Below are 16,361 nucleotides of genomic sequence, written 5' to 3' on the forward strand. Positions count from 1 at the left end.
ATTTTACATAATATACATTATGCGAAGTGATGAGCATCCCATCGAGGGGGCGTCCTACCTCGATACCCCATTATTGGCTGGGGGTTGGAGCACCTCTGCGTTTTCTTAGGATCAGCCAACCAGCGAGCACCAGCATGAGTACCAGCAACGCTGATCCCGCTGCAATCAAAGTGAGCGGATGCACATGGAGTCGCCCCATCCGCTTGGTGAACCATTGCCACCAAAGCGGCCGCGCGGCGGCATCGAAATTCGGATCGGGACACTGATGGCCGAAGTCACCTGCCCACTGCACGTAAGCGCCATGCTTGACATAAAGCTGCCACGCCTGCCGAAGATTGGCGATGGGATCGCGGCCGTCGATCGCTTGGGGTGGCGCCTCGTTCATCCAGTGCGCCGCGTGGCACAAAATGGCGGCATAGGCCTGCGAATGGGACGGTACGAGCTGCGCGGCTTTCAAGGCATCGTCGTAAGCGATGTACCAGCGCAGGTTGTCCTGATCGGGTACCGTGTAATTCGCCTTCAGGCGTGCCAGTTCGCTGGATGACACGCCAGGGAAGTCGGGTGTTGCCTTGTCTTTATAGAGCGCGGAATCATGATCAAGGATTTCGCCGTGCTCGACGCGCGTCAGCAACGCAAGCTGGTACCACGCGGCAGCCTTTGCCACGTCAGAGCCGCCGTTTTGCGTCTGCTCGTGGGCAGTTGCATAGGCCTGAATCAAATCGTGCTGGGTCTTGAGGTTTTTGCTCAGGCCCGTGTCGAAGGATGCGTCATACTTATTGATGGGGGTGACCATCGCCGCATCCGCATAGGCTAGAGCATCTTGATAGCGCCCTTCCCTCACTAGCCGCTTGGCGAGTACGGAGCGTAATTCGGCACTTTGGAAATCCGTGATCGGGCCGGTGGAGCTCGAATGATCTGGTGGTAGCGTCGCCACGACGCTTTGCAGTTCCGCCGTGGTCAGCACGCGCTCCCCAAGATAGAAGGTTAGATCGTAGGACTGCTCCACCCGGTACGTTCTGTTGCAGGCAACGAGGTCACGCAAGGCGGGGATAAACTCGCCCCGCACCCGCTCAAGCTGCGTCATTTCCGCACACGCCGCAGATTCGTTGAAGGGCGATAGGCCATCGGGATCGGGCGTGGCCGGGGACTTTGCCAGCACCTTCCTGTATGCAGCCTCGGCCTCCGCCAGCCTGCCATCGGCGACCAGCATCTTGGCTTTAAGCCACCAGGCGAGCGCAGTGTCCTGCCCATCGACAAGCGCGTGTACGAAATCCATGTCACCCGTGCGATAGGCCAGCGCGGCAAGGCGGTCCGGCCACGCTATTCTATCTTTGGGCCATTGCTTTGCCGTGCGCACGATAAGATCCATCGTGCCGTTGTCCATGTTGCCATAGAGGTGGCCACCAGGCACGTAGACGTATTCACGCACGCGACCGTCATCATTGTATTCAAGGGCATAGGCGATCAACAGGCGTTGCCCTAGCGGAATGTTCTCCACTTTCGCCATGCCATCTGGATCCTGGTAGAGCGCCTGAGCCACCCACTTGAGCGACTCCACGCCTTCGACCGAACCACGCGTCGCCTGCTCCGCATACAAGCCTATGGTCGAACTCAGGTCGCCGGCCGCGCGCCGCAAGCGGGCCTGATCGCCGAAACTTGCCACAGCCAGACCATCTGGATCAGGCACGCCGGCTCGCGCCAGCGTACGCGTAAGCACGAATGCCTTTTCGGCGAGTGCGGCATCGCCAGGATTCATGCGCAATGCATAGCTGCGACCGAGCATGTACGCAGCAGTCACGCCGCGCGGCGCCTTTGACGCATCCGGCAGTTCGACTACCGCCTGGAAACGGGGAATGGCCCTCTCAAGCGCCGCGCGCTGTTCCCTATCCATCGGCCCGGCCGTTGGTGGCTTGGGCCAGCTCGCATCGGGCTTCCGCTCGATCACGGCAGGATGCGCGGCATGAAAATCCACGGCGGCGGCCGCGTAGAGCCGAATCGCATCGGGCAGGTCCGTGCCGAGGGCATAGGCGGCATCTCCGCTGGGCGCCGACTGCATCGCCTTGAATTCAGCGGCGTACTGATCGGGTACCGCGATGAGCTTGACCTGCTGTTCCCGGCCTTCGTCACGCTGTTTGTTTTGCTTCATTTCGTCGTCGAAGGATCCCGCCGCGGAGAGCCGGATCGCGTCCATGCCACGTGACAACGCGTAGTCGTCGACTTCAACGACGTGCAGATGATCATCCCGCGCGGGAAGCAAATGCACAGCTTCGAAGACAAATCCATTGTATGGCCGATACGCAAGAAAACCGTCCGGAAGGGACGGATCGTCCGCGGCCGCGGCGCCTCCCGCGCAACCGATGGCCAGCGCAAAAGCCGCCACGCGGCGACGCCAGCCGCCGCGTCGGTTCAAAGCGAAATCATGGCTCAAGACCTCCCCCTTACCAATTTGGCGCGGTCAATATCCGCTTGCCCTTGAAACTCAAAACGCTTTGCAGGTCGCTCCATGGAATCCGGACCGTAAATCCGCCGATTATTTCGTCCGCGGACAAGGCCGACTGGTTTACCCGAATGGAAAACGGGTTGCCGGGGAGCCAGTTGGAAGGGTCCGTCGCGACACGCTCGATCGCATTCGGCGATGGATGCCAATTTTCACGGTGACTCAGCGCCTGTTTTAGCACCTCCTGCTCGACGCGTTCGGTCAACAACCGCTTCCAGTCGTCCCCTGCAGAAAACAGATCCGAGGCCCGCAGCAGATGCACATCGCCGCGCATCATCACGACGTTGTACTGAGTCTCGGACATGAAGTGATCCTGCGGCAAATCATTGAAAGGCCCCTGCCCGTACGAGATGACCAGGTTCGGCCTGAGGCCACGGCAGGTGTCATCGCGGTCCTCCGACACCGTTATCAGCAAGATACTGGCGACGGAGACATGTGGCTCCCGATAAATGTCCCCCTTTCCGCCCTGACAAACGGAAGCCTTTGCCGGGCCACCGATGAGCTTTGCAAGCAGGGCATTCCAGGCCTGCACGTCCGACCAGGCAAGGTTTGGCGAAAGCGATTTGGAATCGATCTGCGGAATCGACGATTCCGACCAGAACGGCAAGCCACCCGCTGGATCCGGGGTGGTCTCGTAGGAACTTCTGACGAAATACGTAAAAAGAGAGGGTTTGTCTTGATGTGCAACCAGCCATAACAACCGATCGTCACGCCTACGGATCAGTGCGCTCAGGCACCGCACATTCCCTGGAGAGTAGTCCTCATCAGCAAAACCGCAGGCCGTCGCCCTGTAGCGCAACCAGGCCCGCTGGTCGGCGCGTAGCGCGGATTGGCCTTCAGGCGAAAGCCGATTCATGGCTTCACCGTAATCTTCGTTGAGTTTGGCGTCCTGGCTCGGCAATTCCGAACAAACGGCTTTGTCGATGTTGGAGGTGGCCGCTGTGCAATTGGTTCCCAACGTATAGCCACTATAACTTGAAGCGATAAATATCATCGCGGCGAGAGAACAGCGTCTTACCCAGCGCTTCACGTCGTTCATCACTTCCCCTGTGGATTTGGAGCGCGGCATCGTACAGATGGATCGAAGAATGCCCTTATTCCGAATGATTTCAAATAGGGATGACGGCTATCGGCAAAATAAATGGCAGCCTTGGGGCCTTGAGCAGCACTGCCCTACCCCTATAACCTGCCCAAATCGCATGCGCGGACGCCTTCATCGAAATGTCCGCCTTGAGTCGAAAGCGGACGTTCGACATTTTATTGGATAGTTAGATCACCCTCATGTACTCCGCAGCCCATAACCATCTTAGATACCGTCGATTTCGTCGAACTTGCGGCCGAGCGAGAACGGTTCATAGGATTCCCCATCTATACTTGATCAATTAGTTGAGAAGCAGATTAATGGCGGATGTCACATTCGCCGAACCACTACAGAATGCGGCGTCACCGGGGGAGCTATTGCACTGCAGAGAACGGATTTTCAGGCCCTCGGCCGTATAGGCGGCACGCGTGGCGGGAATGTCTCGAACACCTTTGCAGCTCGCGTCTCCGCCAAGACCCGAGAACCAGGCAAAGGGTGCGAGCCACGTCACGTCGGGATCGTTCTCGATGGCGGTAAAGAACCTCTGGGTCGGGTCAAGGTCAACCAAGTCGCAACCCTGCATGGCGCCGGGGACGACAATATACTTCTTGCCGGGCGCGTACTGCTTGAGTGCGGCGAAGGTTCGCGACCACTTGCCGTCGTCGTCGCCGTATTCATCGAATCCGACCCAGTCAAGCATCTTCATGCCAGCGAAGAACCGGTCAAACCCTTCGCCCGAGAGAATCGAGGCAATGGGTAGGCTGGCGGTATGGCTGTCCTGGCGAACGGCATTCATACCGTTAACGAAGCTCGGATTCGCCTGGCCATTCACATCGTTCAAGCAGGTGCTTGGGCCGTTCGGTTCGTCCACGATATACACGGCAATGACCGTGCTGTGTACTGGGTCACCCGGAATCAAATAGCCTTGATCAACCATCGCCTGCGATAGCGACGCCCAGGATGCCGCTGCTCCCGGATCGTTGTTCCAGCAGCTGATATCGCCATTGCTGGCCCTCACGGCCTGGAACACAAATGGATAAGCCGGAACGATCGCGTGCACATGAGCTGCTTTTGCCGCCGCAAGCTTTTCGAGCACCTGCGACTGCGTTACCGCCCTCCCCGAGGGCGAGGTGTCACCCGGCCACGCCATGATCGCATATAGGTTGCTATGGCCCTTCATTTCGTTGAAGCCGATATCGGAAGGCGGTGACGTCAACGTATTCACGGTGTCGCCAGCAAAGTATCCGAAGTATTTCTGAGTCGCAGTCCCCGCCGTAGCGGCCAAGCTTAGCGTCAGCCCTGCCAGTAGCGTGACAAGTCGATTGATTTTCACAATGCTGAGTCCTTGGGATCGACGCATGCGTTACGAAGGAATGACGCCGAAATTGCTGATCATGCAGCCGCCATTTACCACGTCGTATTCAATATGCATCTTCCCGCCCATGGCTTTCGCGGCGAGGACCATGGCGACAAGTCGGTTCTGTCGATCCTGGGATTCGCTTGCGTTGAACATGAGTTGGCCGTTTCCACAGGTGGATGGCGTGTACCAAAGGACGACACCCTGAGGTGCGGGGTAGTCCTGAACAAGCCAACCGCTGACAGGTGCATCGAATCCCGTTACGGCGTTCGCGCCGCTAGCGAATGCAGCAGCAATGACGAGACACGCGGATATGGCTGCTCGGCGGATATTTTTTTTCATGGCGGACCCCAGATTTTTTGCCAAGATTGGCCCGGGGATCATCATGGAAGGGAATCGACCGAGTATGTAGGCGGCGTCCTGTCTGGTTGTAGGGGATGCCCTACAAACTCATGTTGGGCCAAGTGCGCGGTGTTCGTATCCACTGGACGGAAACGCACCCTGAGAACGGTATATGGATAGGGATCTCCCCGCTTGGAGTGAACTCCCGACGCCGTGCCGGCATCCCCTCTTCCCTGCCCTGATGTGGTTCCACCCCTGTCTCCTGTTGCAGCATTCTCTATCCGCCGACTTGCTCAGCAAGTGACCGGAAGATTGGCGAATTCGGCGATCTGCCGACGATCGCCAATGATGGCGACAAGTGTGGAGATCCGGACGTCAACAAGCTTTGAGAAGAACAAGACCCCCGTTGCGAAGGCTATCAGCCCTCCGTGACGGGGGGACATGATTGCCCTTGCGAATACTGATTTTGCAGCAGCGAGGTAGAAGCAAACCCGGCAGCCTTGAGGCGCCAAGTATCAGGGCCGCCCCGCTGTGCACGTGGGGAGCCGAGAACATGGCGTAGATGAAAGCATTTCTTCAGTCGCGTACGCTTGGTCATATATGTCATCGCCCTCATCGAGCGGATGGGTGACGCCGTCAATTCGAAACGCAGAGCAGACCAAGTCATGATTATTCGCCCCGCCGTCCCCGGAGACTTGCCAGCCCTCCGTGAGCTCTTTCTGCGGTCTCGGTCGGCGACATTCAGCTGGGAACTGTCCTCGTCGTTGGCACTAAGCGACTTCGACAACCAGACCGCTGGTGAATGGCAGCTGGTCGCGCTCGAAGGCGGCCGGCCCGTGGGTTTCATTTCCGTTTGGGAACCTACCCACTTCATCCACCACCTGCACGTCCACCCGCAGTTTGCCCGCCGCGGCATCGGTCAGGCGCTCCTGCGGGCCTTGCCGGGCTGGTCAACCACACGCTATCAGCTCAAATGTGTGCGACTCAATACGACGGCTCTCGCGTTTTACCACGCTAACCAGTTCGCACGGGTAGGCGAAGGCAACGATGGCGCTCAGGATTACCTGCTGCTCGAATCCCCCTGCGATGTGTGTCCTATACAGCGGTAGAAGCGCCGGATGCGTTCGATACGGCGCGCAATGTGGCGCAGCAACCCGTGTGCCTGGAAGGCATTGACGACCTATTTCAGCGGAAGGTAAAGATCACAGACCATCTCGGGTACCGGCGCATGCGGAGGCAGCGAGAAATGACGCTGGCAGTAGATCGGAAAATCCCGTGCTTCCTCGCCACTGTTCGGCAGCCAGTCGCGATAAAGGTAGAGCGCCGCGGGTTCGAGGTTGTTCGTATTCTGGACGACGCGCAGCACTGCGCAACGTCCGCCGGGAATGACACCTGGCTTCACGTCCGTGTCGTCCACATCGATGAGTCGATCGGTCCCCACGCACAGGTCCATGCTGTAGTCGGCTGGGTTCGCGGGCATGCGCTCGGAACGGAAGATGTTGAAGGTCGGGCTCGTCGAGGGCGATAAACCAGCCGCTTTGCGCCAGGCGATGAACCGCTCGATGGTCTCCGGTAGTCGCTCCCGGTCGCCGCGATGCTCGAAGATCGCAACCGGCGTCGGAAGGACCTCGCGAATCGTTACATCGCCGGGTTCATACGTTATTTTCATGAGTGTGTTCCTTGCGTGGTCGAGAGGACCGAAGGTGGTAAGCCACGGGGCCCAATCAGGGGATTTCCGGAATGACGAAGGCGATTGCCCGAGCCGCTGTCGAAAGGCGCGGGCGAAGGCGTCCGGTGCGTCGTATCCGGCTTCGATGGCGATATCCGTGACGCTCTGGGCGCCCGAATGAGCAAGCTGGAACGAGGCACGACGCATCCGGGCAAGCTGCACGTAACGATGCACCGGGAGCCCGAAACTGGCTTTGAATTGCCGGTGGAAATGAAACTTCGAGAAAGCGGCCACGCCGCTCAGCGTGTCGAGGCCCAGATCGTCGTCCAGATGTCCGTCGATGTAATCCAGCACCCGTTGCATCCTGAGATGGTAGTTTTCCAGCGTCGTCGTCATCACTCGTTCCTGCGTGCCGGGGAACAGTTTCCCGCAGAGGTCCGGGTCGTGCTCGACCGATCTTGCTGTCTTGCCGGACCTCCTATCGCCCCACTCTAGCCCACCCCAGTGACGGCTACCCCGGATTGAATATCTGAACCGACGGGGCTTTAAATTCGCCATGCCATCCACATGTCGATCCCAGCGCTATCGCTAACCCGCCCGTCAAGGATATGAAATGAACGCCACGCAGAAAGTTGCCCTCGTCACCGGCGCCACCCGCGGCATCGGCCAGGAAACCGTCCGCCAGCTCGCCGAGGCCGGCGTCACCACCCTGCTCGCCGGCCGCGACCCGGCACGCACCCAGGCCGCCGCGGACAAGCTCAAGGCCGAAGGCCTGCCGGTCGAGCCGATCGTGCTGGACGTTACCAACGCCGATACCATCCAGAAGGCCGTTGCCGAGGTGAAGGCGCGGTTCGGCAAGCTCGACATCCTGGTCAACAACGCCGGCATCGTCGTCGATGACTTCGGCAAGGCGCCGTCCGAACAGACCCTGGATGCATGGCGTGAGACGTTCGATACCAACCTCTTCGCGGTCGTCGAAGTGACCAAGGCGTTTCTCCCGCTACTCAAGGCGGCGCCCGCGGCTCGCATCGTCAATGTGTCGAGCCAGCTGGGCTCGCTGACGCTGCACGTCGATCCGACCTCGCCGATCTACAACTTCAAGGTCCCCGCGTATGACGCGTCCAAGAGCGCACTCAACTCGTGGACCGTCCATCTCGCCTACGAACTGCGCGACACGCCGATCAAGGTCAATGCCGTCCATCCTGGCTACGTGCAGACGGACATGAACGGCGGCCAGGGCGAGATCGACGTGCCGACGGGTGCGAAGAGCAGCGTCGGCATGGCACTGATCGGTGCCGATGGCCCGACAGGAAGCTTCACCTATCTTGGCAAGACGCTTCCCTGGTAATCCATCACGGGCCGCTCATGGGAGCGGCCCGATCTCGACCCATACGTACAGGAATCGAACCCATGACGACCTACGTCGTGTTTACCCGCGAGCGAACGACCGATCCGGCGGAACTGAAGATCTATGGCGAGAAAGCCGGTCCGGCAGGCCAAGGACATCCGATAACGCGCCTCGCCTTTTACGGCGACATCGAGACACTGGAAGGCAGCCAGGTGGAAGGCGCGGTCATTCTCAGCTTTCCGTCGAAGGCGGATGCGCTGGCCTGGTACAACAGCCCGGCCTATCGCGAAGCACGCGAGCACCGCTTCAAGGGCGCCGACTATCGGATTTTCATGATCGAAGGCGTGGACAGTTAATCCTGGGTGCGGACTACCGTCCGAGGTGCGGAACGATTTAGTGGCAGCTACGCCGTCTTGCGGTCAGGTGAGCCATTAGCGCAGCCATCAGCAGCATGGCTGCGCTGGCCATGAAGGTACTCCGGTAACCGTGGCTGTCGAACAGCAGGCCACCCACCGTGGAACCCCACGCGATGGAACACTGGACGACGGCAACCATCAAGCCACCGCCTGCTTCCGCGTCGTCGTCGGCGAAGGTCTGCGCGAGCCAGCTCCACCATCCGACGGGTGCCGCGGTGGCGAACAGTCCCCACAGGGCTAGCAGCGCAGCCACCGGCCACAGTCTCGCACCGAAGAAGACCAGGGCGAGTGCGATGACCGCCATGAGTACGGGAATGGCGGTCAGGCTGCGATAGAGCCCACGCTTGAGGAAGGCACCGATGAGCACCGTGCCGACGAAGCCTGCCACGCCTATTCCCAGCAGGACCAAGGCCAGCGCCGGAGCATCGACGTGCGCGACCGTCTCCAGGAACGGGCGCACGTAGGTGAACAAGGCGAACTGGCCCATGAAGAACACGCCGCAGGCCGCCATGCCCAGCGCGACCGCGCGGCGCTTGAACAGGGCGAACACGTTGACGTGGGGTGCGACGCGTTCGGCGGACATGTTGGGCAGGCTGATCCACTGCCAGCCCAGTGCGATCGCGGCCACCGGCAGCAGGCAAAGGAACGCGCCCCGCCATCCGATCACCGCGCCAAGGTAACTGCCCAGCGGCGCCGCGACGACCGTCGCCAACGCGTTGCCGCCATTGAAGATGGCCAGGGCCCGCGGCACATGTTCGGCCGGCACCAGGCGCATCGCCGTGGCTGCCGACATCGACCAGAAGCCGCCGATCACCACGCCGATCAGGGCGCGTCCGAACATGTAAACCGGGTAGTTCGGTGCGAGCGCGACCACCGCCCCGGACACGGCCATCAACGTGGTCAGTGCCAGCAGCAGGCTCTTGCGGTTCATGGCGCCGGCAAGCCGGGAAATCGACAGGCTCGTCAGTACCGCGAATGCGCCGGAGATGGCGATCCCGTAGCCGGTCAGTCCCTCGCTGACCCGAAGATCCGTCGCCATGGGCGTCAACAGGCTGACCGGCATGAATTCCGAGGCGATCAGCGCGAACACGCACAGCGTCATGGCGAACACGCCGCTCCAATGAGCGGGACGGCTGTCCGTCTCGAACGGGGAAGATGCGGTAATCGAAGAGGAATGCATGGTGGCGCCATTCTGACTTGACGCCACTTCGATGATTAGCCCGTGAATCCTTCTAGGGCTTATCAATTTTTCTCATCAACGCCTTGATCCCCAGGGGCGTTACGGCTGTAGCACCGTGTCCGATCCCGTCGTCGACGCGTTCGCCACCGAACCCAGCGCCGGGTCCGTCCGCGACGCCCGCCCCGTTTCCCTGTGCCCCGCCAGACGCCGCAGGAATCGCGGGTCGTGGTCGCTGGTCACGCTGAAGTCGAACCAATGGTCGCTCGATACGATCTCCCAGAGGCTCTCGACACGGCCGCCGGGTAGCAGGAGGTGGCGACGCGGCGGCTGATGGGTGTAGTCGTCGCTGGGCGTGACCGTCACGACGCATGTGGCGTTGCCTTCGTTGGTGATGACCAGGCGCAGAAGCCCGTCGAGTCCACCTGTCGCCAGACGCACCTCGGGCTGGGCATGACGGCCACGATCGCCCGCCGCAGGCTGGCTGCCCGCGAACTGGCGGAGGAATCCATTCGGACCCGTGACGGAGAGGTCATAGGCATTGCCGCTGTACAGGCTGGTCCAACTGTCGGCGAGCGACTTGCCGGCCTCCACCGTGTACGCCCACGGACCATCGGTCCTTGCCGGGGAGAACACATGGAAGAAGGCTCCGCTCCTTCCCTGGTTGATGAACTCCAGCCGGTAGCGCCCTGCGGCGACGTCCACCCTCCCCTGTACGTCCAACGCGTATGGCAAGGCACGGGCGGGTCGCTGTCCCGGTTCCTGTCGCGGCATGCGCTGGTCGGACGGCGGCGTCGGACGCAGTTCCTGATGAGCTTTCTGGTCCGGCTCGTAACCGCTCGTGCCGGGCAGGCTCGGTGCGTCGGCATCGTGCCGCGAGAAGTCGAAGGCGCGAGTGAGATCGCCGCATACCGCACGGCGCCACGCGGAGATGTTCGGCTCGTGCACGCCGAAACGTTGCTCCAGGAAGCGGATGATCGAGGTGTGGTCGTAGGTTTCCGAGCAGACCCACCCGCCCTTGCTCCAGGGCGAAACCACCAGCATCGGCACGCGAACACCTAGCCCATACACGCCGGCGACGAACCCGTTACCGCCGGGATAAAGCTCGCCCTCCGTGGTCACGGTCGACAATCCCTGCTCTCGCGAGGCCGGCACATAGGGCGGCACCACGTGGTCGAAGAAGCCGTCGTTCTCGTCGTAGGTGATGAAAAGCGCGGTCTTGCTCCAGACCTCGGGATTCGCGGTCAACGCGTCGAGCACGCCGTCGAGATACCAGGCGCCATAGTTGGCGGGCCAGCTCGGATGCTCGGTATACGCCTCCGGTGCCGCGATCCACGAGACTTGCGGCAGGCGGTCCGCGAGCACGTCTTCGCGCAGGATGGCGAACGGCGACTGGCCCTTGGCTATCTCGGTACCGGTACGCGCCTTCTCGTACAGCGCATCGCCCGGCTGGGCGTTACGGTACTTGTCGAAGTACAGCAACGAATTGTCGCCGTAGTTACCGATATACGGATTCGACGTCCACCCCCAACCGCCGGCGGCATCCAGGCCCGTGCCAATGTCCTGGTAGATCTTCCAGGACACGCCCGCCTGCTCCAGGCGCTCGGGATACGTGGTCCAGTCGTAACCCTTTTCCGCATTGTCCAGCACCGGGCCGTCGCCCTTGCCGTCATTGCCCACGTAACCGCTCCACATGTAGTAGCGGTTCGGGTCCGTGGAAGACAACATGCTGCAGTGATACGCATCGCAGATGGTGAACGCGTCGGCCAGCGCATAGTGGAACGGAATGTCTTCCCGCGTCAGGTACGCCATCGTGGTCGTGCCCTTGGCCTGCACCCAGCCGTCGTAGCGCCCGCCATTGGCTGCGGCGTGCGTGTCGTTCCAGCCGTGCGGCAGGTCTTCGAGAAACTGCAGGCCGAGATCCTCAGCGACGGGACGGAACGGCAGCAGATAGTCATCGGTCGACGCCGCATAAGGCTGCTGCCAGACCGACCTCCCGCTCGCCAGCATGAAGGGCCGCGGGTCACCGAAGCCGCGCACGCCGCGAAGCGAACCGAAATAATGGTCGAACGAGCGGTTTTCCTGCATGAGGATCACCACGTGCTCGACATCGGCGAGCGTACCCGTGCGCCGCGATGCCGGTATCGCCAGCGCCTTCGCGATCGACGGCGGTAGCACCCCCGCGGTGAAAGCGGCGCCGGCCGCGCCAAGTGAAAGCTTGAGGAAGTGCCGCCGATCCTGAGACGTCATGTTTGCCCTTTGCGCGGAAGCGGGGACATGCCTTGCATTCCCCGCCCTCCACTATTGCGTTGCCCCTGGGCGGACGAGTGTCGCGGCGGAATATGACAGGTTCGTGCCAGGAACCTTCCGCGAAGACACATGACGTCGAATCTGCGGACGCCGTCGCAAACCGTGCAGGCCTGATCGCTGGTCAGAAGTCGTAACTGACCGACAACCGCGCATAACGCGGCTGCTGGCGGATCGTCACCGTGCGATACAGCGGATTGATCAACTGCGGGCTGAGCTCGCTGTACGGCGAAAGCTGCAAGGGGCGCTGCTCGTTGGTCAGGTTGAAGATGTTCGCGCTGAAGCTGAGCTTGTGATCGGCGAAGGCCGGACTGTACGTCGCGCCGATGTCCAGTTGCCGCGTCCACGGTAGCCTGCCCTGCTTGCCCGGTGCCGACGGCTCGCCGTTGCAGAAGTGGTAGAGGCTTCCGTACGACAGCGGATCGGTCCCCTCGGCACCGTAGAAGCCCAGGCAATGCTTCGGGCTGCCGGAGATGATCGCCAGGTTCGCCGACACCAGCCACTCCGGATCGATCTGGTAATAACCGTAGAGCTTGATCTGGTGCGTGTGATCGTTGTTCTGCGGCCCGTTGGCGAACTGCATGATCGACGCGCCGTCCCAATCGTAGCTGGTGGATGCGTTCGCCTGGCTCACATCCGAACGTAGCTGACCCTCGGTATTGCCGTAGCTCCGCGAGAACACATAGTCGAACTTGGCGTACCAGCGACCGTCGAACGGATGCTCTAGCAGCGTTTCCAGGCTGTAGTACTGTCGCTTGAGCTTCGGGAAGCCGAGATCCGCATTGCTCATCGGTACTTCCACGTAGTTCCCGCTCGCGTCCACCAGCGTGAAGGTGTTCGCGCGGCCGGGATTGATCAGGAAGCAGCTGTTGCTGGTGGAGGCGTCGTAGCCGAGCGAAGCGGCCTTGGCCAGCACCGCGTCGCGGTCGCAGTAATCGTCGATGGCGTTGCGCAGGCTGCGGTACATCAGCTTCGCGCCATAGACCCACGACGGACCCGCCGTTTTCGTGAAGCCGAGGATGTACTCGTCCTGCTTCTCGGCCGTGAGCCCCTTGGCCGTGGTCATCTTCGGGTCGGGCTGCTGGCCGTAGAGGTTCAGGCCCGACACGGGACCGGACATCGCGGTCAGGCCGGTGGGCGTGCCGTCGCTGGCGATGCCGCTGTACGTGTAGTACTGGACGGTGTTGGTCGTCGCCGCGGCCGAGTTGAGCGCCGGATTCAGCGGCAGGCCGAGGTAATAACGGCCGGCGTTGCCATAGACCTTGAAGCTGGCGTCGCCGAGCACGTCCCAGCTGAAGCCCAGGCGAGGCGCCCATTGCGGCTTGGTCTGCGTGATATAGGCCTGGCTGGCCGAGTCGTAGTTGGTGAACTGGTCGTTGCGCAGGCCCAGCTGCAACAGCAGGCGATCGTTCACCTGCCACTTGTCTTCGATGTATTGCGCACGCTGCGTCGAACGGACGGTGGCGATCTGGCTATAGGTGTTCTTCTGGACGAAATAGCCTTCCGCGCCATTCGGAAAGTCGCCCGTGGCACCCACGCCGAGGTCGGAATTGATGGGCACGTCCGGCAACGACTGGCTATACGACCACGTATAACCCGGTCCCGAGGACTCGCTGCCCTGGTCGGAGGCCTTGGCCGTCAGGTTGTCGATGCCCACGCTGATCGTGTGCGAACCGATGGCGTAGGCGAGATCCAGCCGTGTGTTGGTGGTGAAGTTGCCTCGGTTGGGGTCGCTCAGGCCGTCGGTGGTCTGCGCGTTGCCGATGGGCACGCCACCGTTCAGCGCGGGGTTCTGGTTCACGTCACCGTCGATGTACGTAAGGCTGCCGTCGTAATTCGCCGGCGCCTGGTAGGACCGCGTATGCATCTTGCCGTACTCGGCGGTGAGCGTCAGCGCGTCGGTGATGTAGCTGGTGAACTTGCCGCTCCACAGGTCGCCGCCGTTCTTCTGCCGGTCGGCGTCGTTGACGAAGCCGCCACGCTGCTTCGCGACATAGTCGTAGTCGTAGTACGTGCCATTGGTCTCGGTCTTGTCGGAGGCGCCGGTCAGCTCGAGGATATTGCTGTCGGTGATGTTCCAGTCGAGCTTGGTATACCAGCGCGGCATGGTGCTGCGCGATTTCTCGAACGAGTTGCTGGCCTCTTCGTTGGCGATCGTCTGCGTATCGTGACGCTCGACCTCCGCCGCGACGAAGACGTACAGCTTGTCCTTGATCAGCGGGCCGCCCGCATACACCGATGCCGTGCTTCCCGTGTCGCGATTGCCGCGGTTGTAGGCATACAGGTTGCCGGCCTTGGCGGACTGCGGCACGCCGCTGGCGTAGTAGTCGTTGGCACCCTTGGCACGGGCGAACTGCGGCTCCCACAGGAACTGCACGCCGTAGTGCCAGGTATTGGTGCCGCGCTTGCCCACCGCGTTGATCACGCCGCCGTCGGAGCGGCCGTACTGTGCACTGTATCCACCGGTGTAGACCTCTTCCTGGTCGATCGCGCCGTACGGCAACGTGATGCCGCCCAATGCCTGCAAGGGATCGGTCGTGTTGAAGCCGTTGATGTAATAGGCGTTGGCGTTCGCGGACGAGCCACCGAAACTCACCAGCGACTTGCCGGTGTCGCTGGTGAAGCCGCCGTTGTTCGGCACCACGCCGGGAGCGAGCTGGGCGATCTGCTCGGCGGTGCGGCCCAGCGGCAACTTGGCCAACTGCTGCGCATCGATCACCGTGCGTGAATCGACACTGGCCACGTCGATCGGGGGCGTGGTGTTGGCCGACACCTGGACGCCATCCAGCTTCGTGGCCTGCGGCGTGGCGGTGGAAAACGAGACCTCGCTCGCGTTGCCGACGCGAACGGCGACGTTCCGCCGCGTCTCGACCACCGAGCCATTCTGCAACAACGTCACCGTGTAATCACCGATGGGTAGCGCGGGCGACCGATAGTGGCCGCTGGCATCCACGGGAAGGTCGCGGCTGACGCCACTCTGGTTCTCCACCCGGACCGTCGTTCCGGTGGCCACCGGCACCTCGCCGAACAGGCTGCCGGTGGTCGATTGTGCGAAAGCCGCCGGGGCACACGCTACCGCCAGGGCTACGCACAGCGCACGAAGAGGAAGACGCCGGGAAGAATGCAGTGTCGACATGAGAAAGACTCGAGATGCGGCACGGCCAGGCACACGGGAACCTCCCATGGACCGGGAATGCGAGTGGATGGGAACGCCCGGCCCGGGAGGGGCCGACGTCCCAACTTCTAGCATCGAGTAAACGTTTACACAACGGTTACATGCGAGTTACGTAAATCTCGTAAGTTCTTGCGCGAAAACCGGATTTTCCGGCTTCTAGGTCACCCGTCCGTTGACCGCGTCAGGCTCTCCCACCGATCGATGTCCGCTGTCATGGCGGCCAGTTTTTCGCGTACGAGGGACAGCGCATCGCTGCCGAGCAAGAGGTGCGCGGGAGGCTCTGGCAGGCGGGTCAATGCCAGGATGGCCTTTGCCGCCTTGGCGGGGTCGCCGAGTTGCCGGCCGCTCTTTTCCTGGCGGGCCTGGCGGATCGGATCGAACAGCGCGTCGTAGTCCGGAATGCGGCGCGGCGAACGTTGCATGGAGCGACCGGCCCAGTCCGTCCTGAAGCTACCCGGCGCCACCGCGGTCACATGCACGCCGAAGGGACGCAGTTCCTTGCCCAGCACTTCGCTTATCCCTTCGAGGGCGAACTTGCTTCCGCAGTAGTACGCGATGCCCGGCATGGTGATGAAACCGCCCATGGAGGTGATGTTGACGATGTGTCCCCCGCGGCGCTCGCGGAAACGCGGTACGAAAGCGTGGGTGACCGCTACGGCACCGAATACGTTCACCTCGAACTGGCGGCGCATCTCGGGGAGTGGCGATTCCTCGAAGATGCCTTCATGACCGTAGCCCGCATTGTTCACGAGTACACCGACCGGGCCGAAGCGCGCTTCCGCGTCGGCCACGACGCCGGGTATCGCATCGATATCGGTCACGTCCAGGAGGACGGCATGGGCACGGCCATCGTCCTGGGCTTCGAAGGCGCGGCGCGCGTCCTCGTTGCGAACGGTACCGATCACCGCATGGCCGGCGGCCAGCGCTTCGCGGGCAAGGGCCAGGCCGAAGCCGCTGCTGACGCCGGTGATGAAGAAGGTCTTGCTTGTCAT

The 16,361-nt window shown here is 61.8% G+C and carries 12 protein-coding genes; 3 read left to right on the top strand and 9 right to left on the bottom strand.

Going from position 1 to position 16,361, the window contains the following annotated elements; all coding sequences use genetic code 11:
- Nucleotides 1-70: 70 nt before the first annotated feature.
- The 4 genes from ACR9Y6_RS05795 to ACR9Y6_RS05810 all read right to left on the bottom strand — a co-directional run bounded on the left by ACR9Y6_RS05795 (nt 71) and on the right by ACR9Y6_RS05810 (nt 5,277).
- Nucleotides 71-2,428, bottom strand: coding sequence for a hypothetical protein (locus ACR9Y6_RS05795; RefSeq protein WP_481280429.1), 2,358 nt, complete (start codon nt 2,426-2,428; stop codon nt 71-73).
- A gap of 10 nt (nt 2,429-2,438) precedes the next feature.
- On the bottom strand, nt 2,439-3,536 hold the full coding sequence (locus ACR9Y6_RS05800) for a lysozyme inhibitor LprI family protein (RefSeq protein WP_481280430.1): 1,098 nt from the start codon (nt 3,534-3,536) through the stop codon (nt 2,439-2,441).
- Nucleotides 3,537-3,879: 343 nt separating this feature from the next.
- Nucleotides 3,880-4,911, bottom strand: coding sequence for a hypothetical protein (locus ACR9Y6_RS05805; protein WP_481280431.1), 1,032 nt, complete (start codon nt 4,909-4,911; stop codon nt 3,880-3,882).
- A 30-nt stretch (nt 4,912-4,941) separates the two neighbouring features.
- Nucleotides 4,942-5,277, bottom strand: a complete 336-nt coding sequence (locus ACR9Y6_RS05810; RefSeq protein WP_481280432.1) for a hypothetical protein — start codon at nt 5,275-5,277, stop codon at nt 4,942-4,944.
- A gap of 665 nt (nt 5,278-5,942) precedes the next feature.
- Here ACR9Y6_RS05810 and ACR9Y6_RS05815 point away from each other — a divergent pair.
- Nucleotides 5,943-6,386, top strand: coding sequence for an N-acetyltransferase family protein (locus tag ACR9Y6_RS05815; protein ID WP_481280433.1), 444 nt, complete (start codon nt 5,943-5,945; stop codon nt 6,384-6,386).
- Nucleotides 6,387-6,457: 71 nt separating this feature from the next.
- Here the strand turns inward: ACR9Y6_RS05815 and ACR9Y6_RS05820 are convergent, their stop codons facing one another.
- Nucleotides 6,458-7,342 (bottom strand): AraC family transcriptional regulator, encoded by an 885-nt coding sequence (locus ACR9Y6_RS05820; protein WP_481280434.1) that lies wholly within the window; start codon nt 7,340-7,342, stop codon nt 6,458-6,460.
- 217 nt (nt 7,343-7,559) lie between these two features.
- Between ACR9Y6_RS05820 and ACR9Y6_RS05825 the strand changes: the two genes are divergently transcribed.
- The gene (locus ACR9Y6_RS05825; protein ID WP_481280435.1) at nt 7,560-8,294 is read left to right on the top strand and encodes an SDR family oxidoreductase; all 735 of its coding nucleotides are present in this window, start codon (nt 7,560-7,562) and stop codon (nt 8,292-8,294) included.
- A 62-nt stretch (nt 8,295-8,356) separates the two neighbouring features.
- Complete coding sequence (locus tag ACR9Y6_RS05830; RefSeq protein WP_481280436.1) at nt 8,357-8,650, top strand: DUF1330 domain-containing protein; 294 nt, start codon at nt 8,357-8,359, stop codon at nt 8,648-8,650.
- A 37-nt stretch (nt 8,651-8,687) separates the two neighbouring features.
- Here ACR9Y6_RS05830 and ACR9Y6_RS05835 read toward each other — a convergent pair whose 3' ends face one another.
- The 4 genes from ACR9Y6_RS05835 to ACR9Y6_RS05850 all read right to left on the bottom strand — a co-directional run bounded on the left by ACR9Y6_RS05835 (nt 8,688) and on the right by ACR9Y6_RS05850 (nt 16,361).
- Complete coding sequence (locus tag ACR9Y6_RS05835) at nt 8,688-9,890, bottom strand: MFS transporter (RefSeq protein ID WP_481280437.1); 1,203 nt, start codon at nt 9,888-9,890, stop codon at nt 8,688-8,690.
- Between the two features lie 99 nt (nt 9,891-9,989).
- Nucleotides 9,990-12,137, bottom strand: a complete 2,148-nt coding sequence (locus tag ACR9Y6_RS05840; RefSeq protein ID WP_481280438.1) for a phosphocholine-specific phospholipase C — start codon at nt 12,135-12,137, stop codon at nt 9,990-9,992.
- A gap of 181 nt (nt 12,138-12,318) precedes the next feature.
- Complete coding sequence (locus ACR9Y6_RS05845; RefSeq protein WP_481280439.1) at nt 12,319-15,330, bottom strand: TonB-dependent receptor; 3,012 nt, start codon at nt 15,328-15,330, stop codon at nt 12,319-12,321.
- A 200-nt stretch (nt 15,331-15,530) separates the two neighbouring features.
- Nucleotides 15,531-16,361: an oxidoreductase gene (locus ACR9Y6_RS05850; protein WP_481280440.1), complete on the bottom strand. Its 831-nt coding sequence runs from the start codon at nt 16,359-16,361 to the stop codon at nt 15,531-15,533.

Source organism: Luteibacter sp. TLI7-4A, assembly GCF_056754745.1.